This window comes from Curtobacterium sp. NPDC089185 (genome assembly GCF_040685235.1).
Classification (GTDB): domain Bacteria; phylum Actinomycetota; class Actinomycetes; order Actinomycetales; family Microbacteriaceae; genus Curtobacterium; species Curtobacterium citri.
In genome coordinates this window covers 128,059-154,287 of record NZ_JBFBHK010000008.1, presented here as the reverse complement: position 1 = coordinate 154,287, position 26,229 = coordinate 128,059, and the positions used below count along the sequence as shown (strand labels likewise).

The following is a 26,229-nucleotide window of genomic DNA, read 5'->3' as shown; positions in this document are numbered from 1 at the left end:
AGCTGGCCCTGATGGAGCACGGGCCTGAGCTTCAGGCCCTGACCGAGGCGGCGAACGCTCCCGACGCACCGACGCGCAACCTGCGGCGCGGTGCCAGCTGGCACCGCGCCTCCCGTCCGTCCTCGGATCGCTACGAGACCTTCTTGCTGTCCTCGAGCCAACCGGCGAGCTTCGTCATGTAGTCGGCCTGCGACGCGTAGTCGAGCGCCGGGAAGGTCCAGCTGTGGACCTGACCCGCATCGAGCGCCGGGTTGTCGGCGAACGTCGGCTGCTTCTCGAGCTCCGCGACCTGGTAGCCCTGCTGCGAGAGCAGGAGGACGTCACCGGTGATCTGACCCGCGTTCTCCCACGAGTAGATGCCCCAGTAGAAGCCCTTCGGCTTCGGCTGGACGAAGTCGACCCCGAAGGACGAGTACATCTGCAGGGTCGGCTCGTCGGCCGGACGGGTCACGTACGCGCCGGAGCCGTCCGCGTACATCGAGACGACGGACACGTCGCTCCGCTTCGCGGCCTGCTCGAGGGTGTCCTCGGCCTCGTCGAAGCGCTGCTCGGCGGCCTCGACCTTCGACTCCGGGGCACCGAGGGACTCGGCGAGGTCGGCGATCTCCTCGATCACGTCCTCGCCCTTGCCGCCCCACTCGACCTGCACGACGGGCGCGATCGCCTGGATCTGCCGCTCCTGCTCCTTGTCCTTGAAGCCGTAGCCGGGCTGGGTGTCGTCGAGGGTGCCCTGCTCGTCCTTCGGGTACACCGACGTGACGACGAGGTCGGGCTTGAGCGCCGCGAGTTCCTCGAGGTCGATGTCGCCGTACGCCTCGCCGAGCTGCGTGATGCCGTCGGTGTCGAGCCCCTCGAACCGGGCGTCCTTCGCCATGGTCAGCTGTCCGAAGGTGCCGACCGGTCGGAGCCCGTACTCGATGAACGAGATGGCGAGGTCGTTGAGGACGACGACGCGCTTCGGCGTGCTGTCCAGCTCGACCTTCTTGCCGGTGGCGTCCTCGTAGGACCAGGGTCCTGCGGCGGCCGAGCTGGTGCCGGCGCCGTCTCCGGTCCGGGCGTCGTCGGAGCCGTTCGCTCCGGAGCAACCGGTGAGGAGGAGGGCCGAGACGGCCACGGAGGTCACGAGGGCGGCGCGCAGGGAGCCGCGGCGGGGGATCTTCACGTTAGGAGAGCCTAACCTAAGTCTGTGTGTTCGACCAGCCCCGGCGTCGGCAGCCTTCGGACTCAGTCGTGCTCGTCGGCCTCGGGCACGATCATCGGCGCACCCGTCACGGGGTCCGCGACCACCCGGGCGTGCAGCCCGAACGCGGTCGCGAGCAGCGCCGGCGTCAGGACCTCGTGCGGCGTGCCGTCCGCGACCACGCTGCCGTCGTGCAGGACCACGAGCCGGTCGGAGTACCGCGCCGCGAGCGACAGGTCGTGGAGCACCATGACGACCGTCGACCCCTGCTCGCGGTTGAGCCGCCGGACCAGGCGGAGCACGTCGAGCTGGTGCGCGAGGTCGAGGTAGGTGGTCGGCTCGTCGAGCAGCAGGGTCTCGGCCTGCTGCGCCACGACGAGGGCGATCCAGGCGCGCTGCCGCTGACCGCCGGACAGGCTCGCGACGTCGCGGTGGGCGACGGCCGTCAGCCCGGTCGCCGCGATGGCCTGCTCGGCGACGTCGGCGTCCTCGGCGGTCCACGGCTTCGCCCACGACTGGTGCGGGTTCCGCCCGCGCATCACCAGGTCGAGCACGCTCGTGCCCGCCGGGGCGACGGGCGTCTGCGGCAGGATCGCGAGGCGGCGGGCGACGGCGCGGTTCGGCTCCCTGCGGATGGGGACGCCGTCGAGCAGGACCTCGCCGGCCTGTGGCCTGAGGACACGGCCGAAGGCCTTGAGGAGCGTCGACTTGCCGCACCCGTTCGCCCCGAGGAACGTCGTCACGCTGCCGCGCTCGATGCGCAGGTCCAGGTCGCGGAGGACCGGCTCGCGGTCGTAGCCGACGGACAGGCCGCGGGCTTCGAGGACGGGAGGCACCGTGCCGGACGCGTCGTCGCCGGCGGTCCGGCGGGTGGTCGCGTCGGCGCCCGGGACGCGCGCATCGCGTCGGTTCGTGGTGGCGGCGGTCATCGGGACATCTCCTTGCGGTGGCGGACGAGGAGCCAGATCAGGTACGGGGCGCCGACGACCGTGGTCACGATCCCGACGGGGACCTGCCAGGGGAAGGCCGAGCGGGCGAGCAGGTCCGCGACCAGGACGAGGACGGTCCCGAGGGCGCCGGCGAGCAGCAGCGGCGGCCGGTTCGTCCCGGCCAGGCGCAGGGCGACCTGCGGGACGACGAAGGCGACGAAGCCGATCGGACCGGCGGCCGCGACGGCGGCGGCGGTGAGCACGACGGCGAGGGCGATGACGAGCAGCCGGTGCCGCTGGACGCCGAGGCCGACACCCGTCGCGACCTCGTCGCCGAGCTGGCCGATGCCGAGCGCGGCGCTCGTGGCGAGGGCGATCGGGACGCAGACGGCGGCGACCACGACCAGCGGCCACACGGTCGACCACGACGTGCTCGACAGGCTGCCGACGAGCCACTGCGACGCCGCGGTCGCCACGGTGATCTTCGCGCGGACGAGCAGGTAGCTCGTGACGGCGTCGAGCGTCGCGCTCACGCCGATGCCGACGAGGACGAGCCGGTAGCTCTGCACGCCGCCGCGCCAGCCGAGGCCGTACACGGCGGCCGCGGCGACGAGGGCGCCGATGGTCGCAGCGACCGGGATGCCGCCGCTCAGCACGGCCGACGAGACCGAGTACGTGCCGCCACCGACCACGATCGCGGCGACGGCACCGACGCTCGCGCCCGAGGTGACGCCGATGATGTCCGGGGTGCCGAGCGGGTTCCGGGTGACGGTCTGGGTCAGTGCGCCGGCGGTGCCGAGCACGAGGCCGACGAGGGCGCCGGTGAGGACCCGGGGGAGTCGCAGCGTCGTGACGATGAAGCCGTCGGGTCCGCCCTCCGCGCCGACGAGCGCGCGCACGACGGTCCCGGGCGCGATCCAGGTGCTGCCGACGGCGACGCCGAGCACCACGAGGACCAGCGCGAGGGCGACCGCCCCGACGGTGTAGCCGAGCACGCGGGGACGCCAGGCCAGGCCGATCGGACCGAGACGGACCCCGCGGCGCCCGGGGGCGGTGTGGTCGGCTGCCGTGTCGCGCTGCCCCGCCGTGCGCGGGGTGTCGGTCGCCGCGCTCACAGGGACACCAGCGATCGGCGGCGGGCGACGGCGACGAAGACCGGGCCGCCCAGCACGGCGAGCACGATGCCGACCTCGACCTCGGAGAACCCGCCGACGAGCCGTCCGACCACGTCGGCCACGAGCACGAGGGCGGCGCCCACCAGCGCCGACACGGGGAGGGTCCAGCGGTGACCCGTGCCGACCAGGGCCCGGGCGACGTGCGGCACGGTCAGACCGACGAAGCCGATCGGGCCGGCGGCCGCGGTGGCGCCGGCCGCCAGGAGCGTGATGCCGCCGAGGCCGACGAGCCGCGCGACGAGCACGTTCTCGCCGAGCCCCCGTGCGAGCTCCGCGCCGAGCCCCAGCGCGTCGAGCGCCCGGACGTTCCACACCGCCAGCACGGCACCGACGAGCAGGAAGGGGGCGGCCGCGACGAGGACGTCGAGCTGCCGGGCCGCGAGCGAGCCGACGACCCACAGGCGGTAGGCGTCGAGGGAGTCCTGGTCGGTCAGCACGATGAACGACGTCACGGCACCGAGGAGCGCGGACACCGCCGCACCCGCCAGGGCGAGCGGCACCGGGCTCGCGGTGCCGCTGCCGGCCACCGTGACCGAGAAGACGACGACGCTCGCGACGACCGCACCGGCCAGGGCGAACCAGACCGTCGCACCGGTGCTCGTCACGCCGAAGACGTACACGCCGAGCACGACGGCCAGCCCGGCGCCCGAGGAGACCCCGAACAGGCCGGGGTCGGCGAGCGGGTTCCGCGTGTGCCCCTGCATGAGCAGCCCCGCGATCCCGAGCGCCGCACCCACCGCCGCTCCGATGAGCGTGCGCGGGATGCGCGATCCCCAGACCACGGCCTCGGCGGTGCTCGACCCCGTCCGGGTCAGCCCCGCGACCACCTGGTCCACGCCGAGGCGGTTGCTGCCGAACAGCATGCTCGCGACCGCGGCGGCGACCAGTGCGACCACCAGGACCGCGACGACCAGCAGGCGACGCCGGACCGCGGTCCGGTGCACGCCGTCGGCACGCGGGGCGGTGTCGGTCCGGGCAGCCCGTGCGGGCGTCAGGACGGGTTCGGGGAGTGGCACGGAAGCCATATTAGGTTAGCCTTTCCTCATGGCGAAGATCCCGCGGCTCATGCCCGAGGCGCCCCGGCTGTTCCGTGCCCGGGTGCTCCGCTCCGTGCGGCACAGCCCGTCGATCCAGCGCGTGACCGTCACCGGGGCCGACCTGCACGAGTTCCCGTTCCTCGGGTTCGACCACTGGTTCCGCCTGTTCCTCCCGCGTCCCGACCAGGACGGCTTCCGCATGCCGGAGCTCGACGGTCGTCGCTGGTGGCCCTCGTTCCTCGCGATCCCCGAGGACGTCCGGCCGCACTGCGCGAACTACACCGTCGCCGCCTTCCGTCCGGAGACCGGTGAACTCGACGTCGACTTCGTCGTGCACTGCGGCTCCGACGGCGAGCCCGAGGGCCGTGCGGCGATCTGGGCGTGCGGCGCCCGGCCCGGCGACCAGCTCGCGATGCTCGACCAGGGCTGCATCTTCGACTGCCCCGACGACGCCAGCGAGGTCGTCGTGGTCGCCGAGGAGACCGGGCTCCCCGGCGTCGTGGGGATCGCCGCATCGCTCCCGCGGGGCGCCGTCGGCCGGATCATCCAGGAGGTCCCGACCGCGGCCGACGTCCGGGTCCTCGACGCCCCGGCCGGCGTGCAGGTGACGTGGATCGTGCGCGAGGACACCGAGCACGCCGTGCCGGGACGCGCGGCGCTCGCCGAACTCCAGCGGTACGTGCCGGTCGACGACCGCGGGTACGCCTTCGTCGTGGGGGAGTCGACGCTGGCCACCGAGGGCCGCCGACACCTGCACCGCGCGGGCCTGCCGAAGTCGCGGATCACCTTCTCCGGCTTCTGGAAGCACGACGCGCCCCAGGCCGTCCCGACCTGACCCCGTCCGGGTACCGTGCGGGCATGAGCAGCCGACTGAGCGAACTCGTCCTGAACTGCCGCGACCCCGAGGAGCTGTCACGCTTCTGGTGCGCGGTGCTCGACTACGTCGAACTCGGCAAGGACGACGACGGCGTCGAGATCGGGCCCGCGTCGGGCTTCGGCGGCGCGACGCCGACGATCATCCTGAACCGCGTGGACCACGCGGAGGCCCAGCCGCTGCGGCTGCACATCGATCTCTCGCCGGTCGACCAGGACCAGGACGCCGAGCTCGAGCGGCTGCTGGCCCTCGGCGCCCGTCCGGCCGACGTCGGGCAGACCGGGGAGGAGTCCTGGCACGTGCTGCAGGACCCGGAGGGCAACGAGTTCTGCCTGCTCCGCACACGCCTCGACCCGCTCTGACCCGCGCTCGCCCGGTCCGACCTGGTGCACCCGGGAGGAGCAGGCAGGCCAGGCCGCACGACGGACGGGAGGCGCGGTGCCAGCCGGCACCGCGCCTCCCGTCCGTCGTGTGGAGGCGTCAGCCCTTGAGGCCCGAGCCCGTCACGCCCTCCACGATCTGCCGCTGGAAGACCAGGTAGAGGATGATCAGCGGCAGCGCCGCCAGGATCGCCCCGGCCTGGATGTCGGCGTAGCGCTGGCCGAAGCTGCCCTGGACCGTGGCGAGCCCGACCGGGATCGTCATGAGGTCCGGGTTCGACAGCACGAACAGCGGCAGGAGCAGGTTGTTCCAGACGCCGACGAAGGTCAGGATCGTCACCGCGGCGATCACCGGACGCGACAGCGGCAGGATGACCGACCAGTAGATCTTCCACATGCCCGCACCGTCGATGCGCGCGGCCTCCTCGAGCTCCTTCGGGATCCCGTCGAAGAACTGCTTGAAGATGAACACCGCGATGACGGCGGGCACCTGCGGGAAGATCACCGACCAGTAGGTGTTCAGCAGGCCGACGGCGTTGAGCTCCTGGAAGATCGGGATGATCAGGACCTGCGTCGGGATCATGATGCCGAGGATGATGAGCAGGAACGCGACGTTCCGGCCGCGGAACACCAGGCGGGACAGCGCGAACGCGGCCATGGACGCGAACAGCACCGTCAGGGCCGCGGTGATCAGGCTCGTGATGCCGCTGGCGAGGTACCAGTTCCAGATGTCGCCGGCCTGGAACAGCGACGCGTAGGAGTGCAGCGTCGGGTTCCAGTTCGACAGGATCGAGTTGGCGCCGAGCGCGGCGACGCCGTTGTCGGACAGCGACGTCTTCAGGGCGAACAGGCTCGGGATGAGCCAGATGATCGCGAACACCGTCAGGATGATCGCGGCCGCGATGTTGAAGCCCTTGCCGGAGACGCCGATCTTCGCGGCGTTGGCGGGCGCGGCGGCGGACACCCCGGAGCGGAGCTTCCGCGGACGGGACGTCGTGATGCTCTCGGTGGCGGTCACGTCAGGCACCGATCTCTCGCTTGGCGGCGGCGCGTTCGACGAGCTGCCGGATGACCGCGATCGCGACGATCACGATGAACAGGAGCACCGACGCGGCGGACGCCGCACCGAGGCGGTTGTCGGTGAAGCCGACGCCGGTGATGAGCTGCAGCGAGACCTGGGTCGAGATGCCCGGGCCGCCGTTCGTCATCAGGTAGACCTGGTCGAAGATCTTCAGGCTGGCGATGATCTGCAGCAGGATGACCAGCGTCGTCGTGCGGCCGAGCAGCGGGAGCGTGATCGACTTGATCTGCTGCCAGTTCGACGCGCCGTCGACCGCAGCGGCCTCGTAGAGCTCACGGGGGATCTCCTGCAGGCCGGCCAGGTAGAGCACGAAGTTGAACCCGAGGGTCCACCAGACGGTTGCGATCGCGACGCCGATCATCGCGGTGTTCGGGCTGGAGAGCATGCCCGAGCCGGGCGTCATGCCGAGCGCGGTCTGCAGGCTCGCCCAGAGGCCGGTCGCCGGCGTGAAGATGAACACCCAGATGAGGGAGATCGTCGCCGACGGCAGGATGAACGGCAGGAAGAACGCCAGGCGGAAGAACCACTGTCCGCGGTTCATCCGGTTCGTCAGCACGGCGAACACGAACGCCAGGATCACGAGCGGCGGGGTCGTGTACAGCGTGAACTGCAGCGTGTGCCAGAGCGACGACCAGAAGTCGCTGCGTCCGAGCATCTCGGCGTAGTTCGCGAAGCCGGCGAAGGTGCCGAGTCCGGTGCGGACGGTCGAAGTGTTGAAGAAGCTCGTGATGAGCATCCACACCGTCGGGCCGAGCAGGAAGGCCGCGTAGAACAGGCCGAACGGGGCGAGGAACAGCCACCCGGTGCGGCCCTGTCCGCGGTTCGTCGAGTTCACGCGGGGACGTTCGCGCCGGGTGACGGTCGCGGCGTCCGTGGGTCGGGTGAGAACTGGTGCAGCGGTCACGTCATCGTGCCTCTCGTGCGGGGTCCACAGGGAGCGAGCGCGCGATCACAGCGGGCTCGGGGTGTTCAGGTAGGTGGCGAGCTGGCCCTTGATGGCGGAGAGCGCCTGTGCGGGGGAGCTGCTGCCCTGCTGGACGAGGGCGAGCTGGGCGCCGACGATGCCCTCGAACGTCGACCCGGATCCGCCGTACCAGGCGGGGTCGTCGAAGACGGCGGACTCGGCGGCGGACGCGTAGTTCGACTGCGGGGTGAGGTCCTTGTACTGCTGGCTGTCGAAGGTCGGCATGTACGCGGGGACGTGTCCGCCCTCGGCCCAGGTCAGGCTCTGCTCGAGCATCTGCTTGATGAAGAGCATGTGCGCCTTGCGCTGCTCGGGCGTCCGGTCCTTCTTCGGCAGGATGAACGTGTGCGAGTCGGCCTGGGTGGCGGGCTTGTCGAAGAGCTGGGGGATCGGCACCATGCCGAACTTCAGGCCCTTGATCGACTGGGCGGTGCTGATCTCCCACTCGCCCTGCATGAAGAAGCCGGCCTTGCCGTCGAACATGAGTGACTGGGCGGTCGCGTAGTCGAGCGCCTTGTTCAGCCAGCCGTTCCCCACCCACTTCTGAGTCATGTCGGTGACCTTGTTGTACGCGTCCTCGTTGACGGTGAGCTTCGCCCCGCCGTCGCTGATGAACGGCGTCGCGCCCTCGATCTGGTTGTACATCGTCCAGAAGAAGCGCCACGGGGTCGCGGTCTCCGGCACGACGTTCGCCACGTTCAGCGCGGTGCCGCCGGTCACCTTCGCGACGGCGGCCATCGCGGCCTCGAAGTTCTCCAGCCCGTTCAGGTCCTTGAGCTTGCCGTCACCGTCGATCAGGCCCGCCTTCTGGCAGACGTCGACGTTGTAGAAGAGCACGAACGGGTGCGTGTCGAGCGGGATGCAGATGTTCTTGCCGTCGGTCTTCTGCGCCGTCCACGCCTTCTGGTTGAAGTCACTGGCGCTGAGGCCGACGCTCGCCAGGTCGTCCTCGGTGATCGGGTCGAGCAGGTCGCCGTCCCACAGCGGCTTGGCGCGCGTGAGGTGGGCGATCGCGACGTCCGGCGGCTTGTTCCCGACGGTGGCCAGTGTGACCTTGGAGTAGTACGGGTTGCCCCACGCGAAGGTCGTCGCCTGCAGGGACGAGGAACCACCGTGCTGCTTCGCGTACCCGGCCTCCATCGACTGCATGCGGAGGCCGTCGCCACCGCCGAACAGGTTCCAGAAGACGAGCGTCTCCGGGTTCAGCGGGGCTCCGGCGATGCCGGCGGCGATCGGGCTGGAGCACGCGGCGAGCGGCAGGACCGCGGCACCGGCGGCTGCGCCGGCGAGCAGGGTCCGTCGGGTGAACGCGCTGCCGCGGGACTGCGGGGTGGGTACAACGGATCGGATCGGCATGGCATCACTCCATCGGGACGGGCCGAGCGGAGCGGTCATTGCTCCGTGAGCGCTCACAGTAGCGCCGGACCCGGGGGTCCGCCACCCCTTTCGTGAACGTCACGGCCGGGCTGCGTCCCGGCTTCCGCGCGCGGTGCAAACCCGCTAGCGTTCAGGGAGACGTGAGCGCTCACTTTCGTACCGGGCCGATCACGTCCGCACGAGCCCCCAGCAGATCAAAGGAGATCCATGCCTCGCACACACCTCGTCCTCGACAGCGCGTTCACCGTGGGGCCGGTGCGACGTCGGCTCTTCGGCGGCTTCGTCGAGCACCTCGGCCGCCACGTCTACGACGGCATCCACGAGCCGGCCCACGAGACCGCCGACGAGCACGGCTTCCGGAAGGACGTCGTCGAGCTCGTCAAGGAGCTGGGCGTCTCCGCGATCCGGTACCCGGGCGGCAACTTCGTCTCCGGCTACAAGTGGGAGGACGGCGTCGGCCCGGTCGAGCAGCGTCCGCGACGTCTCGACCTGGCCTGGCACTCCACCGAGACCAACGAGGTCGGCCTGCACGAGTTCCAGCACTGGCTCGACGCGGTCGGCTCCGAGATGATGCTCGCCGTCAACCTCGGCACCCGTGGCGCGCAGGAGGCCATCGAGCTCCTCGAGTACGCGAACATCGACGCCGGCACCGCCCTGAGCGAGTACCGCCGTTCGAACGGCCGCCAGGAGCCCTTCGCCATCCAGATGTGGTGCCTCGGCAACGAGATGGACGGCCCGTGGCAGCTCGGCCACAAGAACGCCGAGGACTACGGCAAGCTCGCGGCGATGACCGCCAAGGCGATGCGGCAGATCCAGCCCGACCTCGAGCTCGTGGCCTGCGGGTCCTCCGGTGCGTCGATGCCGACGTTCGGCGAGTGGGAGCGGACCGTCCTCGAGCACACCTACGACGACGTCGACTACATCTCCGCGCACGCCTACTACGAGGAGGGTGACGACCTGACGTCGTTCCTCGCCTCCGGCGTCAACATGGACCACTTCATCAAGACGGTCACGACGGCGGCCGACCACGTGCAGGCGCAGAAGAAGTCGGACAAGCGCATCGACATCTCCTTCGACGAGTGGAACGTCTGGTCGATCAGCAAGTGGGAGGAGCAGCAGAAGACCTTCGAGCTGCAGGACTGGCCGGTCGCGCCGCGCCTGCTCGAGGACGTCTACACCGTCGCCGACGCGGTCGTCGTCGGTGGCCTGCTCATCTCGCTGCTCCGGCACGCGGACCGCGTGGCCTCGGCCAGCATCGCGCAGCTCGTCAACGTCATCGGCCCGATCATGACCGAGCCCGGTGGTCCGGCGTGGCGCCAGACCACGTTCTTCCCGTTCTCGCTGACGTCGCGCCTGGCCAACGGCACGTCGCTGCAGGTCAAGGCCTCGGGCGACACCGTCGACGGCGGCAAGCACGGCGAGGTCCCGGTGGTCGACTCGGCCGCCACCGTCGAGGACGGCAAGGCGGCGGTGTTCCTCGTGAACCGTCACCAGACCGAGACGACCTCCGTCACGATCGACCTCGCCGGCCTGCAGGTCGACGGCGACGTCCGTGCCGAGGGCGTCTGGGACGACGACCTCCACGCGGTCAACGACCTCGGGAACCGCGAGCGGGTGGCGCTCCGGACGAACGAGACCGTCCGCCGCGAGGGCGACACGATCACCATCGAGCTGCCGCCGGTCTCCTGGACCGCGGTGTCGATCGGCTGAACCGACCGCCGACCACGGTCGGCGTGCAGACGCCTCGGCGCGCGCTCCGGTGAGCGTCGAGTGAGCACGGAGGGCGTCGGTCCGCGCGAGCGGACCGGCGCCCTTCGCTCGTGCCCGGCCGGCGGACGGCTGCCCGGCCGTGGGCGGCCCGGCCCGACGGTGCGGACGCGTCGGACGGGAGGCGCGGTGCGGGGCCGCCACGCGCCTCCCGTCCGCCTCGGCGTCAGACCGCCGACGGGCGCATGTCGTAGGTGACCCACGGCGTGGCGGTGGCGACGCGGTCGTAGACCGCACGCGCGGCGGTGTTGTCCTCGGCGGTGATCCAGCGGACGACGCTCGCGCCCTCGGCGGCAGCGACCGCCGCGGCCTCGTGCAGGAGGGCCGTCGCGACACCCTGGTGGCGCGCTGCCGGCGCGGTGAAGAGGTCGTCGAGGTACAGCCCGGTGGTCGCCGACGACGGTCGGGCGAACCGTCGGAGGTCGGCGAGCCCGAGGAGCCGACCGTCGGCGTCCTCTGCGACCAGGCCGAGCAGACCGTGCTCGCTTCCGGAGACCCACTGCCACGTGGTGCGGACCGCGGCGGGGTCGTCCGGCAGCCGGTAGAAGGAGCGGTAGCCGGCGTAGAGCGCGCACCACTGTGCTTCGTCGTGGGCGGTCACGGGACGGACGAGGACGGTCACGACCCGATCGTAGGGCCACCCTCCCGGTGTCCGGTCTCCGCACTCACCGTGTGACGGCGACGGGTGCTGCCTACAGTGCTGCGCATGACCGGGACGAGCGATGCGGACGGGGCGGTCGGTGCGGGCGCACTGGGCGGGTTCGTCGACGACTTCCTCGCGTCGATGGACGGTTGGCCCGCCGTGGACCCCCGGCGGACGGCGGACGACAGCGACCGCGTGGACGCACCCGCCGGGACGGAGCGGGCGCGCGACCACAGCGGCTGACGCGGCGTCCGGGGGTGCGGGGGTACAGCGGCTCAGCGTCGGAGCGTCTGGCGCGGGTACTCACCGCGCTGGCGCAGGTACTCGCCCGAGAAGCGCCCGAGGTGCGAGAACCCCCAGCGCCGCGCGATCTCCTGCACGCTGGCGTTCGACGGGTCACCGCGTTGGAGCTCGAGGCGGACGCACTCCAGTCGCACCCGACGGAGGTACGCCATCGGCGTCGTGCCGAGGTCCCGCTGGAACGACTCCTGCACGGCACGGATGCTCAGGCCGGCCGCCTGCGCGATCTCCGCGACGGTGAGCGGCTGGTCGAGGTGCTCGTGCACGAACTCGACGGCGGCACGGAGCCGCGCCCGGCGCGGCAGCAACACCACCGCCGGGAGCTCGGGTGCCGCCGGCGGGTAGAGGTCGAGGAAGGCCGCGGCCGCGTCCCGAGTGAGGGTGTGCCAGAGGAGCGTCCCGACGCCGTTCCGGAGCTCACGGGCGAGGAGCGTCATCTGGTTCCGCCACCTCGCCACGGCCGCCGGGTCCAGCGTGCGGAGGTGGTCGGGCTGCAGGCTGCCGACGGCGCCGGTCCGGTGGCGCTCGGCGGCGACGTCGTCGACGAGCTCGCGGGAGAGGTGCACGAGCCGTTGGTCGTAGTCCTGGTACTCGAAGACGAACTCGCGGTCGGTGGGGAACAGCATCGGGACGCCGATCTGCATCGGGACCCGGTCACGCCGGACGTCCGGCACGCCGGTGCCCTCGGTCAGCCACTGCACGATGTAGTCGTCGGTGCACGGGATCGCACCACGGATGTACCCGGTGATGCGGGACCGACGCAGCGTCACCGCGGCGTCGCCGACGGCGGTGTACCGGTAGGTGAACGGCTGGTCGGTCGCGTGCGCCGCCCAGCCGTGACCGTCGTAGAGGCCGCCGACCTCGTCGATGACGGCGTCCGGGTGGTCCCCGGACGCCTCCAGCCGGACGGCGTGCCGGCCGGTGGTGGGACCGTCCTGGTCGGACCGTCCCGTCCCCGGGCTCTCGGGACGGGACAGCCGTGGGTGCGATGCGGTGGTCGTCATCAGGACCCCGGGAAGGAGTCGGCGGACGTCGGGTCGGGCCGGACGGCCGGCGAGGACGTGGTGCGGAGCACCCGGTGGTGACCGAGTGTCCGGGTACCTGTGACGTGCATCATCTGGACCACCCTGAACGGTTCCGAGGACGTGTTCTGACGTTCCGCTGCCTGGGTCTGGGGCTGCTGCCGTCACGGTAGGGCAGGCGGGCGGACGTGACAACAGCCCGGACCCGCCGACCATCCGATCTGCGCGGACGACGAGCCGGAACCGGACCGTGCGGACGAACCGCCGATCGCGGTCGGGCGGTGCGCCCACCGGACGAGCAGAGTGTGCTGCAGTCGTCCACGCCGACCGTCGGCAGGCGACTCGAGGCGGTGCCGTTCCCGACCGGGCGCGCACCCGCGCACGCACCGGGAAGGAGCCCCGTGACCGACACCCGAGAGCGTCGGCTCGTCGACGCGTTCCTCGCCGCGACCGGCAGGGTCGTCGGCGACTACGACGTGGTGGAGATGCTGCAGACCCTCGTCGACGACGTCGCCGGGATCTTCGCCGTCGACGCGGTCGGGATCCTGCTCGCCGACCCGCAGCGACGGCTCGAGGTCGCGGCGTCGACGAGCGAGGCGAGCGCGTTCCTCGGGCTCCTCCAGCTCGAGGCCGGCGAGGGGCCCTGCATCGAGTCGTACGAGACGGGCCGCTCGGTGTCGGTCGCGGACCGGCAGGAGATGCGGCGTCGCTGGACGCACTTCGCGGAGGAGTCCGAACGCGCCGGGTTCGCCTCGGTCCACTCGATCCCGTTGCGGAGCCACACGGCCGTCCTGGGGTCGATGAACCTGTTCCGGCGGGCGCCGGGCCGGTTGGACGACCAGGACGCGACGGCGGCGCGGGCGCTCACCGACGTGGCGTCGATCAGCATCCTGCAGCAGCGCAGCGCGGACCAGGCCGCTCGCACCCGGGACCAGCTGCAGCGCGCGTTGGACAGCAGGATCGTGATCGAGCAGGCGAAGGGGTTCCTCGCCCACACCCATCAGGTGGACCCCGACCAGGCGTTCACGATGCTGCGGGGGCACGCCCGCTCGGCGGGACGGCCGCTGCGGGAGGTGGCGCTGGCCGTCGTCGAGCGCCGACTCGCCATCCCGGGGCCGGCCCCGGCGGACGCTGGGCGGTGATCCGAACGGTCAGGACGGGTGGTTCGCGGCGCGAGCCCGCTCCTTGATCGCGTCGATGACGGTGGTCTTCGCGTCGGCGTAGGCGTTCGAGTCGTCCCACGACCGGGTCATGAGCCCGCGCTTGACGTCCTCGTAGCGCTGCCGGTCGGCGTCGTCGCGCCGCAGGTGGTCGCGGAGCAGCAGGTAGTCGTCCACCTCGCGGGCGCCGTGCTCGTACACGTGGACGTGCGCGTCGCGCTCGGGCGTCCGGACGAGACGGTGCCCGGGCTCCCGGACGCGCAGGACGTACCCGGCGGCGAGCAGCGGCTCGAGGTACGCGGCCTCGTCGGTCACGTCGGGGACCGAGACCGCGACGTCGACGATCGGCTTCGCCGCCAAACCCGGGACCGAGGTCGACCCGATGTGCTCGATCGTGACGTGCAGTCCGGGGAGCGCGGCGGTGATGCGTGCCCGGTGCTCCGCGAAGCGGGTCGCCCACGCCGGGTCGTGGTCGTGCAGGCCGACGCGCAGGGGCTCCGGCCCGCCGACGATGTCGACGTCGACGACGTCCGCGGCCGCGTGTGCACCGGTGCGGATCCAGTGGTGCAGCAGGCGGTGGCCCTCGTCGTCGACCACGGTCCGCTCGTACCGGCCGCCGTTGTGCTCGATGACGCGTCCGGACGCCGGGTTCGTCGCGTCGTGCGTCAGCATCACCTCGGGCATGCCGCGTTCGGCTGCCAGGCGGACCGTCCCGGCGAGCGCCGCGGACGCCAGGCCCCGACCGCGTGCCGACGGCCGGACGCCGTACCCGACGTGGCCGCCGTACTCGCGGAGCCAGTCGTTCAGCTCGTGCCGGAGGGCGATGCTGCCGAGGTACTCGTCGCCGTCGACCATCCACCGGTAGGTGCAGGTGACGTGGGCCGGCGAGGCCGGGACGGTCTCCTCCGCGAGGAGCTGGTCGACCCACCGCTCGAAGCCCACCCGGTCGGTGAGGGTCGCGGCGTCACGGATCCCGGCGCCGTCCTGGTGGGCGTCGCCCCACTCGCGGAGGGACCGGACGAAGGACGGGAAGTACCGGGGAGACGGTGCGACGAGTTCCACCCGGCGAGCCTAGGACGGACGGGAGGCGCGTGGCGGCGCCGCCACGCGCCTCCCGTCCGTCCCGGCGCGATCGCGAGCCGGGGGCGGGTCCGTCGTCAGCGGTAGCGGTAGAAGCCCTCGCCGGACTCGACGCCGTACCTGCCCTGGTCGAGGTACTCGGTGCGCAGGTGCTCCGCCCACGCCTGCGCGCCCGGCTCCGGCGACGCGCTGGCGACCGCGTACGCCGTCCGGAGGCCGATGACGTCGTAGACCTGGAACGGACCCATCGGGGCGCCGGTGCCGATGCGCCAGGTGGTGTCGACCGTCTCGGGGTCCGCGACCCCGCGGAGGACCAGGCCGGCGGCAGCGTCGAGCAGCGGCACGAGCAGCGAGTTGAGCACGTAGCCGGGCTGCTCCTTGTGCAGGCGGATCGGCACCATCCCGATCTCCTCGGCGAAGGTGGCGACCCGCTCGAACACGGCCGGATCGGTCTGCTCGGTGCCCATCACCTCGGCGGTGTTCTGCCGCCAGACGTGGTTCGCGAAGTGCAGCGCGAGGAAGCGGTCCGGGCGGCCGGTCGCGTCGGCGATCGCACTCGGCAGCAGGGTCGAGGAGTTCGTGGCGAAGACGGTGTCGGCCGGTGCGACCTCGGCGAGCCGCGCGTACACGTCGCGCTTCAGGTCGAGCCGCTCGGGGACCGCCTCGATCACGAGGTCGGCGGCGGCGACGGCCTGCGCGAGGTCGGTGGCGAAGTCGATCCGCGCGACGGCGGCGTCGGCGTCGGGGCGGGCGTCCTCGCCGACGTCGCCGAGGTACTGCTCGACGATGCCGGCGAGACGCTCCCGGCCGGCCGCGACGGCGTCGTCGCTGATGTCGTACACGACGACGGGGACGCCGTGCCGAGCGGTCTGGAGGGCGATCTGCGTGCCGAGGACGCCGGCGCCGAGCACGGTGACGGAGGTGAACGTGGTCATGCCGTCAGTCTGCTCCGCGGTGGTCGGTGCCCGGCCGGGAGCGGGGGAGGGTCAGGCGGGCGGCGCCGTGCTCGCGCGCTCCACCAGGCGCACCGGCACGAGGTCGGTCGACGGTCCGGCCGGCGCACCCTCGATCTGCGCCAGGAGCGTCGCGACGGCACGGCGGCCCACCTCGTCGAACGACTGGTGCACGGTGGTGAGCGGCGGCCAGAAGGACTCCGACTCGGGGAAGTCGTCGAAGCCGACCACGCTGAGCGAGCCCGGCACGGACCGACCGGCCTCGTGCGCGGCGCGGAGCACCCCGAGCGCCGTCTGGTCGTTCACCGCGAAGACGGCCGTCACTTCCGGTCGCGCCGCGATCTCCTGCCCTGCCCGGTACCCGTCCGAGCTCGCCCACCCGCCGGTGAAGACCGGGGGGACCGCTCGTCCGGCGTGCTCGAGGGTGTCGCGCCAGGCGGCGAGCCGTCGGTCCGCGGAGTACGACCCGTCCGGGCCGGCGACGTGCCAGACGGTCTCGTGGCCCAGGTCGAGCAGGTGCTGGGTCGCGAGCCGGGCACCCTCGGCCTGGTCGATGTCGATGGACGGCCGGTCGGTGGTGCCCGTGGAGTCGACGACGACCAGGGGGACGCCGTCGGGCAGCGCGACCTCGGCGGTGTCGATGATGTGCGACTCGATCACGATCACGACACCGTCGACGGCCTGCTCGTGCAGCCGGGACAGCGCCGACCGGACACCCTCGCCGGTACGCGACGCCATCGGGAGCAGCGTGATGGTGAAGTCCGCGGCGGCCGCTGCGGCGGAGATGGCCTCGAGCGTGCGCATGTTGCCGAAGGACGCGAGCGTGAACATGACGACGCCGATGGTCCGGAAGCGTCCGGACCGCAGGGCCCGCGCGGCCCGGTTCGGTCGGTAGCCGAGTTCGTCCATGGCGCGCTGCACCCGCTCGCGCGTCTCCGGGCTGACGTTGTCGAAGCCGCGCGCCACCCGCGAGACGGTCTGCATGGAGACGCCGGCGGCATCGGCGACGGCGGCCATCGACGGGGCGCGTCGCGCAGCGGTCAGCTCGGTGCTCAACGCACGCTCCTCCCCGGTCCGCCGGTCGCAGGGACGACGACCGGGATGCCCGCACGCTAGCGCATGTTGACGTTGCCATGCTACGGTGACGTCGTTCGATGTTGACGTCAACATCGACGTCCCTCCGGATCGCCGCCACCGCGCGGACGAGCGCAGCCGCTCGACCCGGAGGACCCGGACGCAGCAGACAAGGGAGTCACATGAGCACGCTCGCAGCGCGCCCGGCCGAGGCGGCCTCCGCCCCGCGGCCGTCCGCTCGCCGCCCGAAGCCCCGGGGGCGGTACACCGGCTGGCTCTTCGTCGGCCCCTTCGTCGTGGTGCTCGTGGCCATGCTGATCGTCCCGATCGGGTACGCGCTCTGGCTCAGCCTGTTCCGCGACCAGCTCGTCGGCGGCAACCAGTTCGTCTGGTTCGCCAACTACGTGCAGCTCTTCCAGGACAGCGCGTTCTGGCAGGGCCTCGGCCGCGTCACGCTCTTCCTGCTCGTGCAGGTGCCGATCATGCTCGGGCTGGCGCTCGTCGCCGCCCTCGCCCTCGACAGCGCCCGCCTGTGGGGCACCGGGTTCTTCCGCATCGCGGTGTTCCTGCCCTACGCCGTCCCCGGTGTCGTCGCGGCGCTCATCTGGGGCTTCATCTACGGCAACCAGTTCGGCCTGACCGGTGCGGCGAACGACCTCATCGGCATCGACCTGCTCCAGCCGTTCAGCGCGAGCTGGGTCCTCACGTCGATCGGCAACGTGGTCACGTGGGAGTTCCTCGGCTACAACATGCTGATCTTCTACGCCGCCCTCCGGGTCGTGCCGGGCGAGCTGTACGAGGCCGCCGAGCTCGACGGCGCCGGCCCGATGCGGACCGTGTTCTCGATCAAGCTGCCGGCCCTCCGCGGCCCGATGGTCATCGCGACGATCTTCTCGATCATCGGCAGCTTCCAGCTCTTCAACGAGCCGAACCTGCTGAAGACGCTCGCCCCGAACGTCATCGGCAGCTCCTTCACCCCGAACATGTACGCCTACTCGCTGTCCTTCAGCGGCCAGCAGTTCAACTACTCCGCGACCGTCGCCATCGTCATGGGTGTCATCACCGCCGTGATCGCGTACGTCGTCCAGGTCCGCGGAACCCGCCAGGAGAACCGATGAGCACCCTGCAGCAGCCCGCCGCCGGCGCGACCACGCCGGCCACGGTCACCGAGGCGACCACGACGCAGCGCGACCCGCGCGACCGGGCGACCCGTGCCTCCCGTCCGGGTCGGGGCCGCGCGCCGGTCGCCGGTCGCAAGGTCAAGCGCTCCGGTCTGCTGACCGCCGTGATGGTCGTCTTCGTCGTCTACTCGTTCGCTCCGCTGTTCTACCTGCTCGTGAACAGCACGAAGACGCAGGCATCGCTCCTGTCGACCTTCGGGCTCTGGTTCGGCGGTGACTTCAACCTCTGGCAGAACATCGTCGACACGCTGACGTACAACGACGGCATCTTCATGCAGTGGCTCGGCAACACGCTGCTGTACGTCGTCGTGGGCGCCGGGGGAGCGACGCTCCTCGCGACCGTCGCCGGCTACGGCATGGCGAAGTTCCAGTTCCCCGGCCGCCGCGCGGTGTTCGCCGTGGTCCTCGGTGCCATCGCCGTGCCGGGCACCGCCCTCGCCGTCCCGACGTTCCTGCTCTTCTCGCAGTTCGGCCTGACGAACACCCCGTGGGCGATCATCCTGCCGTCGCTCATCAGCCCGTTCGGCATGTACCTCATCTGGACGTACGCGATCGACGCGATCCCGACCGAGCTCATCGAGGCCGCCCGCATGGACGGCGCCGGCGAGTTCCGGATCTTCTTCACCATCGCGCTGAAGCTCCTCACGCCCGGTGTCGTCACGGTCCTGCTCTTCGCGGTCGTCGCCACCTGGAACAACTACTTCCTGCCGCTCATCATGCTGAGCGACCCGAAGTGGTACCCGCTCACGGTCGGCCTCAACCAGTGGAACGCGCAGGCCACCGGGTCCGGCGCGCAGCCGATCTACAACCTCGTCGTCACCGGTTCGCTCCTCACGATCATCCCGATCGTGGTCGCGTTCCTCTTCCTCCAGCGCTTCTGGCAGTCCGGCCTCGCGGCCGGCTCCGTCAAGGCCTGACCCGCCGGACGGGAGGCACGCCGGCAGCCCGCCCCGCGCCTCCCGACCGACACGCAGCAGCACCACCCCCTCTCCACGAAGAAGTCCCTTCTTCACAAAGAAGTGAAAGGCACCCGAATGCACAAGCGCATCCGGCGCGGGCTCAGCGCCCTCGCCATCGGCGTCACCGCCGCGATCGCCCTCGCGGCCTGCGCCTCCGGCGGCTCGTCCGCGGGCGGTTCGTCCGACGACATCGCGAAGGCCCTGAAGGACGGCGGGACGCTGACCTACTGGTCCTGGACCCCCTCGGCCAAGGCGCAGGTCGCCGCCTTCGAGAAGCAGTACCCGAAGGTCAAGGTCAACCTCGTCAACGCCGGCACCGGCGCCGACCAGTACACGAAGCTGCAGAACACGATCAAGGCCGGCTCGGGCGCCCCCGACGTCGCGCAGGTCGAGTACTACGCGCTGCCGCAGTTCGCGCTGTCCGACTCGCTCGTCGACCTGTCGTCGTACGGCTTCGGCGACCTCGAGAGCAAGTTCTCGAAGGGCACCTGGAGCAACGTCGCGATGGACGGCAAGGTCTACGGCCTGCCGCAGGACTCCGGCCCCATGGCGCTGTTCTACAACGAGAAGGTCTTCTCGAAGTACGACATCGCCGTGCCGAAGACGTGGGACGAGTACATCGCCGCCGCGAAGAAGCTGCACGCCGCCGACCCCGAGGCGTACATCGCCGCGGACTCCGGCGACGCCGGCTTCACCACGAGCATGATCGCCCAGGCCGGTGGCACGCCCTTCACCACCGACGGCGACAAGATCACCATCAACCTCGAGGACGCCGGCACCAAGAAGTGGGCGAGCACGTGGGACCAGCTCGTCGAGCAGGGCCTGCTCTCGAAGACCACCGGCTGGACCGACGACTGGTACAAGCAGCTCGGCAACGGCCAGATCGCCACGATGGTGACCGGTGCCTGGATGCCCGGCAACCTGATCGCGAGCGTCCCGGAGTCCGCCGGTGACTGGCGCGTCGCCCCGATGCCGACCTACGACGGCGGCCAGGCCCAGACCGCGAGCAACGGCGGCAGCTCCCAGGTCGTCATGAAGCAGTCGAAGAACCCGGCCCTCGCCGCGGGCTTCCTCAAGTGGCTGAACTCCTCCGAGGAGTCGACGAAGGTCTTCATGGAGTCCGGCGGCTTCCCGTCGACCACCGCCGACCTCGACTCGAGCTCGTTCCTGCAGGAGAAGCCGTCGTACTTCGGTGGCCAGCAGATCAACGAGGTGCTCGTGGACGCGTCGAAGACGTCGGCCAACGACTTCACCTACCTGCCGTACCAGGTGTACGCGAACAGCGTCTACGCCGACACCGTCGGGCAGTCGTACGAGAAGGGCACCTCGCTCGAGAGCGGGCTGCAGGCCTGGCAGAAGGCCCTCGTGAAGTACGGCAACGACCAGGGCTTCACGGTCACCTCCAAGTAGCACCCCGTCACACCCCCACCGGGGCCGTGCGGACACTCCCGTCCGCACGGCCCCGTCGTACGAAACGAGTCACCTCATGCGCTTCGCCATCGGCGAGACCGACTTCCTGCTCGACGGCGAGCCGCACCGGGTCCTGTCCGGCGCGATCCACTACTTCCGCGTGCACCCGGACCTCTGGCAGGACCGGATCCGCAAGGCGAAGCTGATGGGCCTGAACACCGTCGAGACCTACGTCGCGTGGAACGCTCACGCGCCCCGTCCCGGTGTGTTCGACCTGACCGGCGGCCTCGACCTCGGCCGGTTCCTCGACCTGGTCGCCGCCGAGGGCATGCACGCCATCGTCCGCCCCGGGCCCTACATCTGCGCCGAGTGGACCAACGGCGGGCTGCCGTACTGGCTCTTCGCCGACGGCACCGTCGGCGTCCGCCGGAACGAGCCGGGCTTCCTCGCCGCCGTGCGGGAGTACCTCGAGCACCTCGCCCCGGTGCTCGTCCCGCGCCAGATCGACCAGGGCGGGCCGATCGTGCTCGTGCAGGTCGAGAACGAGTACGGCGCCTACGGCTCGGACGCGTCCTACCTGCGGGAGCTCGAGGCGATGCACCGGGCCATCGGCCTGACCGTCCCGTTCACGAGCGTCGACCAGCCGATGGACTCGATGCTCGAGGACGGGTCGCTGCCCTCGCTCCACAAGACCGGTTCCTTCGGCTCGCGCTCCACCGCGCGGCTCGAGCGACTCCGCCAGGCGCAGCCGACCGGGCCGCTCATGTGCTCGGAGTTCTGGGACGGCTGGTTCGACAGCTGGGGCGAGCACCACCACACCACCCCGGCGTCCGCGTCGGCATCGGACCTCGACGACCTGCTCGCCGCCGGCGGCTCCGTCAACATCTACATGTTCCACGGCGGCACGAACTTCGGCTTCACCAACGGCGCGAACGACAAGGGCGTGTACCGTCCGATCGCGACCTCGTACGACTACGACGCTCCGCTCGACGAGGCAGGTCGCCCGACGGCGAAGTTCCACGCCTTCCGCGCGGTGATCGAGCGCTACGCGCCCGTCCCGCCGCTGCCCGAGTCGATGCGGGAGGGTGGTTCGGGTCGCCTTGATCCGTATGACGATCCGAGCGGCCGGGAGGCACGGGTCACCCCCGCCACGGACCTCGCCGTCCGCCTGGACCGCGTCGCGTCGCTCCGCTCCCTGCTGCCCACGCTCACCGACTGGTCGACGCACGACGAGCCGCCGACCTTCGACGCCCTCGGCGCTGCGAGCGGCTTCGTGCTGTACCGGACCGAGGTCGACCTGCCCACCGGGGGCGTCCTGACCGTCGGCACCGAGGTCCGCGACCGTGCGGTCGTCTCCGTCGACGGGGTGGTCGTCGGCGTCCTCGAACGCGAGCACCACGACCGGGCGATCGCCCTCCCGCCGGTCGTCGGCACGCTCGAGCTCCTCGTCGAGGACCAGGGCCGCGTCGACTACGGGCCCCGCATCGGCGAGCCGAAGGGCCTGATCGGCGGCGTGGCCGTCGACGGCGTGCCGCTCGCCCGGTGGTCCGCGTCGCCGCTCGCCCTCGACCCGATCGCCCCGGCAGCGCTGTCGGCACTGGCAGACGTCGTGCCGACGGGTGGCGACGTGCTCGCCGGTCCGGTGGTCGCGGCGGGGTCGTTCGAGCTGGCGACGGCCGACGACCGGTACCTGTCGCTCGACGGCTTCCGCAAGGGTGTCGCCTGGGTCAACGGCTTCTGCCTCGGCCGGTACTGGTCGCGGGGACCCCAGAAGACCCTGGCCGTGCCGGGTCCGGTGCTCCGTGCCGGTCGGAACGAGGTCGTCGTCCTGGAGCTGCACGCGGCGGCGTCCCGTACGGTCTGCCTGCTCGCCGAGCCGGACCTGGGGCACACCGAGGCCTGACGGGCCGGCGGATCAGGACACGGGCGTCCACGTCGGGAACGGCGCGGTCCGGCCGTCCCCGGACGACCGGCGCCTGATCCGCCGACCGAGCCAGGGCACCACGTACTCGCGGTAGTACCGCAGCTCCTCGGCCAGGCGGGTCCCCACGGCCTCGGGTGCTGCCGCGTCGACCGGGCCGGGGCCGTCGGCGATCGCGCGGAGCGCCAGTTCCGCCACGCGCTGGTGCCCGAGCGCGTTCATGTGCAGGCGGTCGGTCGACCAGAACTCCGGCTGGCCGAGCTGGACGTCCCGTGAGACGTCGACGAACGGCAGTCCCCGCTCCGCAGCGAGCTCCGACAACGCGGTGGCCCACGCGTCGCCACGGCGGTTGATCAACCGTCCGAGGGGGAGCCGCGCGCTCGGGTCTGCCGGACTCACGAGCGCCAGGAGGATGCCGCGTTCCCGGAAGCGTTCGGCGGCCGCTCCGAGCCGCCCGATCAGCGCGGGGATGTCGAAGGAGGGCCGCAGCAGGTCGTTGCCGCCCGCGCAGAACGTCACGAGGGTCGGCTGCGGGTCGAGGGCGAGTGCCTGGTGCACCTGTTCGCCGAGCACCCCGTCGAGCAACCGTCCGCGGATAGCGAGGTTCGCGAACCAGACCGGCTGGCTCGTGGTCGCCGCGAGGGCGCTCGCGAGCCGCCCCGTCCACCCGGTGAACGGCGCCGGCCCCTCGTCGCCCACGCCCTCGGAGAAGCTGTCGCCGACGGCGACGTACCGGATCGGGCTGTCCTCGGGCACGGTCATCCGGCCATCGTATGCACGGCGGAGGATCCCGGTGCTGGGCCCGGCGTCCACCCGGCTCCGCTCACGGACGCGTCGGTAGGGTGGGCCGATGGCTGCCCTGACCCGTCTCCTGCGTGCCGTCCAGCAGGGGGCCGTCCCGGTCGCGTACGCGACGGGGACCCGGCTCCGGGCAGGGGCGTCGGCGCTCGCCGAGCGCGTCGGGTGGCGGCCCGCACTGCTCCCGTACTCGGGCTACGCGAGCACGCACCAGGCGCGGGTCCTCGCGCGCGTCGTGCTCGCTCCGGCGTCGGCCGACCCCGCTGCCCGCCGTGGTGTCGCTGCGTGGCGGCGGCTCCTCACCCTGGAGTGCCCGGCGGCCGAGGTGCGCGTCGAGCTCGCCGGTGTGACGACCACCGTGTCGAGCGACGACGGTGGGCTGGTCGACGTGACGGTCCCGCTGGACGAGCCGCTCGGCGACGGTCCGGCCACGGCGCTGCTGCACGTGGACGGCCGGCCCCCGGCCAGGGTCCCGGTCCACGTCGTCACCGCACGACGGGGTGTCGTCTGCGACATCGACGACACGGTCTGGGTGACCGGGATCGGGCACCCGTTGCAGGCGGCACGACGCACGCTCCTCGGCACGAGCTCGACCCGCCGGGTGGTCCCCGGCATGGCGGCCCTCGTCCGCGAGGCCGCTCGCCGACAGGAGGGAGCGGCCACGGTGTACCTCAGCAATGGGCCGTGGAACTTCGCCGGTGTCGTCACACGCTTCCTCCGGAAGCAGGGGTTCCCCGCGGGCGCCGTCCTGATGACCGACTGGGGCATCACGCCGACGCGGTGGTTCCGCGACGGCTCGGAGCACAAGCGTTCCTCGCTCGTGCGGTTGCACGAGGACCTGCCCGAGGTGTCCTGGGTGCTGATCGGCGACGACGGCGAGCACGATCCGGACCTCTACGAGGAGTTCGCCCGCGCGCACCCCGGGTCGGTCGACGCCATCGCGCTGCGACAGGTGGCGCCGGACGCCCGGGACGCCGGAGGGACCTCGGAGCTCGCCGGGGTCCCGGTCGTCCGCGGCACGGACGGCGATGCCCTCCTGCCGCTGCTCCGCGCCGCGTTGCGCTGACCGCCGCGGAGGATCGGGCGGAGCTGGTCGGAACGGGCGTCCCTGGTGGGAACGCCCGACCGGGTACGCCCGTTCTCGCTTCCCATCGCGGGCGTCCTGGGAAGGATCAGCAGGCGCGGGCGTCCGCCCAGTGGCGCACCCGGAGCAACCCTTCGCGGCGCCAGCGCCACCGCGGAGCGGACCTCGTGCCGTCGTCCTCCCATGCTCGGGTCAGCAACCCGATCTGCCGCCGGTGCTCGACACCGCGCTCGTCCCGCCACTCGACGAAGGCGTCGTCGAGCACGGTGTCGATCCCGGCCCGCGGTGCGGACCACGAGAGCAGGAAGCCGACGTACTCGAGTCGGTCCTCGGTCAGGCGGACGGCGACGCGGGGGAGCCGGACCGACACGACCGTCCGGACGGGGCTACCGGGTCAGGATCGTCACGGTGAGTCCGCGTCGAGGGCGTCGAGGTCGGCCAGGGCACGACGGGCGTCGGCGATCCGGTCGGCCTCGGGGCGCGACCACCACTCCGGCCCGCGTTCGCCGAGGCCGTGCTTCGCCAGGCCGTTGCGGTGCCGGGCGGCAGCGAGGGCGTCCTCGTCGCCGGCCTGCTTCGCCCGCTTCACCGCGTTGCGACCGCGACCGAGGTGGGAGCGGAGGGCCGCGGCGACGTCCTCCGGGAGCGCGGGGTCGGTCCGGCGCCAGCGGCGGCCGTCCACGACGAAGAAGTGGTCGTCGGGCTCGGCGGTCATGCTCCCGAGTCTGCACCGTCGGTGGTCGGCGGTAGACAGGTGTCGATGACCGAAGCGCGCACCCGTCCGATGCTCGACGTCAAGCGGATCTACGCCGAGGACGCCGCCCTCCAGCTCCCGCGGGGGCAGGAGGTGGTCGGGCGCTGGCCCGAGGCCGAGATCGTGCCCGTCGCCTCGCACTGGAACATCCCCGAGGTGCACGGCGACGAGCGGAACGTGCAGCGCTGGGTGCGGATCAAGACCGAGGCGCTCGTGCTCGGCGTCAAGAAGTCCCTCGTGACCCGGCCGAACGGTCGCTCCGCGGACTTCATCGCCCCGTCGACCGCGAACGGCTGCGCGATGGCGTGCGCCTACTGCTACGTCCCGCGCCGCAAGGGGTACTCGAACCCGGTGACGGTGTTCGCGAACATCGAGCAGATCACGAAGCACGTCGCCAGGAACATCGCCAAGCACGGCCCGAAGACCGAGCCGAACCAGTGCGACCCGGACGCCTGGGTCTACGACATCGGCGAGAACAGCGACTGCTCGGTCGACGCGATGATCAGCGACAACGTGCGCGACCTCTGCGACCTGTTCCGGATGACCCCGACGGCGAAGGCCTCGTTCGCCACGAAGTACGTCAACCGCGACCTGCTCGACTGGGACCCGCTGGGGCGCACGCGCATCCGGTTCTCCCTCATGCCGCACGAGACCGCGAAGGTGACGGACATCCGCACGAGCCCGATCGCCGAGCGCATCGCCGCGGTGAACGACTTCGTCGACGCCGGGTACGAGGTCCACCTCAACTTCTCGCCGGTCATCCTCACCCAGACGTGGGAGGCCGACTGGGCCGAGCTGCTCCGTCAGGTCGACGACGTGCTGTCACCGGCCGCGAAGGCGCAGCTCGCCGCCGAGGTGATCTTCCTCACGCACAACCAGCCCCTGCACGAGGTGAACCTCGGCTGGCACCCGAAGGCCGAGGACCTGCTCTGGCGTCCCGACCTGCAGGAGCAGAAGGTGTCGCAGAACGGCGCCGTCAACGTGCGCTACCGGTCGGGGATGAAGGGGCAGCTCGTGGAGCGCTTCCGGGAGCTCGTCGCCGAGCACCTGCCGTCCTGCACCATCCGCTACGCGTTCTGAGTCGACGGCCAGGCCGACGTCGGCGACGGCCCGGAACGACGAACGC

Annotated in this window: 26 protein-coding genes; 11 read left to right on the top strand and 15 right to left on the bottom strand. The window is 71.6% G+C overall.

The features are described 5' to 3' along the window. Positions 1-130: 130 nt before the first annotated feature. The 4 genes from AB0N84_RS10830 to AB0N84_RS10815 form a co-directional block, all read right to left on the bottom strand. The gene (locus AB0N84_RS10830) at positions 131-1,162 is read right to left on the bottom strand and encodes an ABC transporter substrate-binding protein (RefSeq protein ID WP_182047361.1); all 1,032 of its coding nucleotides are present in this window, start codon (positions 1,160-1,162) and stop codon (positions 131-133) included. A gap of 62 nt (positions 1,163-1,224) precedes the next feature. Beyond that, positions 1,225-2,109 (bottom strand): ABC transporter ATP-binding protein, encoded by an 885-nt coding sequence (locus AB0N84_RS10825; protein WP_363546060.1) that lies wholly within the window; start codon positions 2,107-2,109, stop codon positions 1,225-1,227. Next, on the bottom strand, positions 2,106-3,224 hold the full coding sequence (locus tag AB0N84_RS10820; RefSeq protein ID WP_289457101.1) for an iron ABC transporter permease: 1,119 nt from the start codon (positions 3,222-3,224) through the stop codon (positions 2,106-2,108). Before AB0N84_RS10820 ends, AB0N84_RS10825 begins: the two co-directional genes overlap by 4 nt. Beyond that, on the bottom strand, positions 3,221-4,300 hold the full coding sequence (locus AB0N84_RS10815) for an iron ABC transporter permease (protein ID WP_289457102.1): 1,080 nt from the start codon (positions 4,298-4,300) through the stop codon (positions 3,221-3,223). Before AB0N84_RS10815 ends, AB0N84_RS10820 begins: the two co-directional genes overlap by 4 nt. Before the next feature lie 28 nt (positions 4,301-4,328). Here AB0N84_RS10815 and AB0N84_RS10810 point away from each other — a divergent pair, with 28 nt between their 5' ends. Continuing rightward, positions 4,329-5,156: a siderophore-interacting protein gene (locus AB0N84_RS10810; protein ID WP_363546056.1), complete on the top strand. Its 828-nt coding sequence runs from the start codon at positions 4,329-4,331 to the stop codon at positions 5,154-5,156. Between the two features lie 23 nt (positions 5,157-5,179). Beyond that, entirely contained in the window at positions 5,180-5,557 is a 378-nt protein-coding gene (locus AB0N84_RS10805; protein ID WP_363546054.1) for a VOC family protein, read from the top strand. Between the two features lie 118 nt (positions 5,558-5,675). On the opposite strand, the gene AB0N84_RS10800 is transcribed toward AB0N84_RS10805, so the two are convergent. The 3 genes from AB0N84_RS10800 to AB0N84_RS10790 form a co-directional block, all read right to left on the bottom strand. Continuing rightward, on the bottom strand, positions 5,676-6,593 hold the full coding sequence (locus AB0N84_RS10800; RefSeq protein ID WP_363546051.1) for a carbohydrate ABC transporter permease: 918 nt from the start codon (positions 6,591-6,593) through the stop codon (positions 5,676-5,678). A gap of 1 nt (position 6,594) precedes the next feature. After that, positions 6,595-7,491, bottom strand: a complete 897-nt coding sequence (locus tag AB0N84_RS10795) for a sugar ABC transporter permease (protein WP_259346038.1) — start codon at positions 7,489-7,491, stop codon at positions 6,595-6,597. A 114-nt stretch (positions 7,492-7,605) separates the two neighbouring features. Then, positions 7,606-8,976 (bottom strand): extracellular solute-binding protein, encoded by a 1,371-nt coding sequence (locus tag AB0N84_RS10790; protein WP_182045577.1) that lies wholly within the window; start codon positions 8,974-8,976, stop codon positions 7,606-7,608. Between the two features lie 228 nt (positions 8,977-9,204). Between AB0N84_RS10790 and AB0N84_RS10785 the strand changes: the two genes are divergently transcribed. After that, entirely contained in the window at positions 9,205-10,707 is a 1,503-nt protein-coding gene (locus tag AB0N84_RS10785; RefSeq protein ID WP_363546047.1) for an alpha-N-arabinofuranosidase, read from the top strand. A 223-nt stretch (positions 10,708-10,930) separates the two neighbouring features. Here AB0N84_RS10785 and AB0N84_RS10780 read toward each other — a convergent pair whose 3' ends face one another. Further along, a complete protein-coding gene (locus AB0N84_RS10780) occupies positions 10,931-11,386 on the bottom strand; it encodes a GNAT family N-acetyltransferase (protein WP_363546044.1) in 456 nt (151 codons plus the stop codon). Between the two features lie 84 nt (positions 11,387-11,470). Between AB0N84_RS10780 and AB0N84_RS10775 the strand changes: the two genes are divergently transcribed. After that, positions 11,471-11,650 carry a hypothetical protein gene (locus AB0N84_RS10775; protein ID WP_182045580.1) on the top strand — a complete coding sequence of 60 codons (180 nt, stop codon included), beginning with the start codon at positions 11,471-11,473 and terminating at the stop codon, positions 11,648-11,650. 32 nt (positions 11,651-11,682) lie between these two features. On the opposite strand, the gene AB0N84_RS10770 is transcribed toward AB0N84_RS10775, so the two are convergent. Further along, on the bottom strand, positions 11,683-12,711 hold the full coding sequence (locus AB0N84_RS10770) for a helix-turn-helix transcriptional regulator (protein WP_363546041.1): 1,029 nt from the start codon (positions 12,709-12,711) through the stop codon (positions 11,683-11,685). Positions 12,712-13,130: 419 nt separating this feature from the next. On the opposite strand from AB0N84_RS10770, the gene AB0N84_RS10765 reads away from it, so the two are divergent. Beyond that, complete coding sequence (locus tag AB0N84_RS10765; protein ID WP_363546038.1) at positions 13,131-13,871, top strand: GAF and ANTAR domain-containing protein; 741 nt, start codon at positions 13,131-13,133, stop codon at positions 13,869-13,871. A 9-nt stretch (positions 13,872-13,880) separates the two neighbouring features. Here the strand turns inward: AB0N84_RS10765 and AB0N84_RS10760 are convergent, their stop codons facing one another. The 3 genes from AB0N84_RS10760 to AB0N84_RS10750 form a co-directional block, all read right to left on the bottom strand. Continuing rightward, the gene (locus tag AB0N84_RS10760) at positions 13,881-14,951 is read right to left on the bottom strand and encodes a GNAT family N-acetyltransferase (RefSeq protein WP_363546035.1); all 1,071 of its coding nucleotides are present in this window, start codon (positions 14,949-14,951) and stop codon (positions 13,881-13,883) included. A 95-nt stretch (positions 14,952-15,046) separates the two neighbouring features. Continuing rightward, on the bottom strand, positions 15,047-15,904 hold the full coding sequence (locus tag AB0N84_RS10755; RefSeq protein WP_289457116.1) for a 3-hydroxyacyl-CoA dehydrogenase: 858 nt from the start codon (positions 15,902-15,904) through the stop codon (positions 15,047-15,049). A 51-nt stretch (positions 15,905-15,955) separates the two neighbouring features. Next, the gene (locus AB0N84_RS10750; protein WP_259346040.1) at positions 15,956-16,978 is read right to left on the bottom strand and encodes a LacI family DNA-binding transcriptional regulator; all 1,023 of its coding nucleotides are present in this window, start codon (positions 16,976-16,978) and stop codon (positions 15,956-15,958) included. 200 nt (positions 16,979-17,178) lie between these two features. On the opposite strand from AB0N84_RS10750, the gene AB0N84_RS10745 reads away from it, so the two are divergent. The 4 genes from AB0N84_RS10745 (at position 17,179) to AB0N84_RS10730 (ending at position 22,449) form a co-directional block, all read left to right on the top strand. After that, complete coding sequence (locus AB0N84_RS10745) at positions 17,179-18,114, top strand: sugar ABC transporter permease (protein ID WP_363546030.1); 936 nt, start codon at positions 17,179-17,181, stop codon at positions 18,112-18,114. Then, positions 18,111-19,094, top strand: a complete 984-nt coding sequence (locus AB0N84_RS10740; protein WP_069713102.1) for a carbohydrate ABC transporter permease — start codon at positions 18,111-18,113, stop codon at positions 19,092-19,094. Before AB0N84_RS10745 ends, AB0N84_RS10740 begins: the two co-directional genes overlap by 4 nt. A 117-nt stretch (positions 19,095-19,211) precedes the next feature. After that, on the top strand, positions 19,212-20,546 hold the full coding sequence (locus AB0N84_RS10735; protein WP_141718986.1) for a sugar ABC transporter substrate-binding protein: 1,335 nt from the start codon (positions 19,212-19,214) through the stop codon (positions 20,544-20,546). Between the two features lie 76 nt (positions 20,547-20,622). Beyond that, complete coding sequence (locus tag AB0N84_RS10730; protein ID WP_363546026.1) at positions 20,623-22,449, top strand: beta-galactosidase family protein; 1,827 nt, start codon at positions 20,623-20,625, stop codon at positions 22,447-22,449. A 12-nt stretch (positions 22,450-22,461) separates the two neighbouring features. Here AB0N84_RS10730 and AB0N84_RS10725 read toward each other — a convergent pair whose 3' ends face one another. Next, positions 22,462-23,229: an SGNH/GDSL hydrolase family protein gene (locus tag AB0N84_RS10725; protein ID WP_182045587.1), complete on the bottom strand. Its 768-nt coding sequence runs from the start codon at positions 23,227-23,229 to the stop codon at positions 22,462-22,464. Positions 23,230-23,317: 88 nt separating this feature from the next. On the opposite strand from AB0N84_RS10725, the gene AB0N84_RS10720 reads away from it, so the two are divergent. Continuing rightward, positions 23,318-24,331, top strand: coding sequence for a phosphatase domain-containing protein (locus tag AB0N84_RS10720; protein ID WP_289457124.1), 1,014 nt, complete (start codon positions 23,318-23,320; stop codon positions 24,329-24,331). Between the two features lie 106 nt (positions 24,332-24,437). Here the strand turns inward: AB0N84_RS10720 and AB0N84_RS10715 are convergent, their stop codons facing one another. Further along, positions 24,438-24,719 carry a hypothetical protein gene (locus tag AB0N84_RS10715; RefSeq protein ID WP_363546022.1) on the bottom strand — a complete coding sequence of 94 codons (282 nt, stop codon included), beginning with the start codon at positions 24,717-24,719 and terminating at the stop codon, positions 24,438-24,440. A gap of 33 nt (positions 24,720-24,752) precedes the next feature. Beyond that, the gene (locus AB0N84_RS10710; RefSeq protein WP_363546020.1) at positions 24,753-25,064 is read right to left on the bottom strand and encodes a biopolymer transporter Tol; all 312 of its coding nucleotides are present in this window, start codon (positions 25,062-25,064) and stop codon (positions 24,753-24,755) included. A 45-nt stretch (positions 25,065-25,109) separates the two neighbouring features. Here AB0N84_RS10710 and AB0N84_RS10705 point away from each other — a divergent pair, with 45 nt between their 5' ends. Continuing rightward, a complete protein-coding gene (locus AB0N84_RS10705) occupies positions 25,110-26,183 on the top strand; it encodes a spore photoproduct lyase family protein (RefSeq protein WP_363546013.1) in 1,074 nt (357 codons plus the stop codon). Positions 26,184-26,229: the final 46 nt, after the last annotated feature.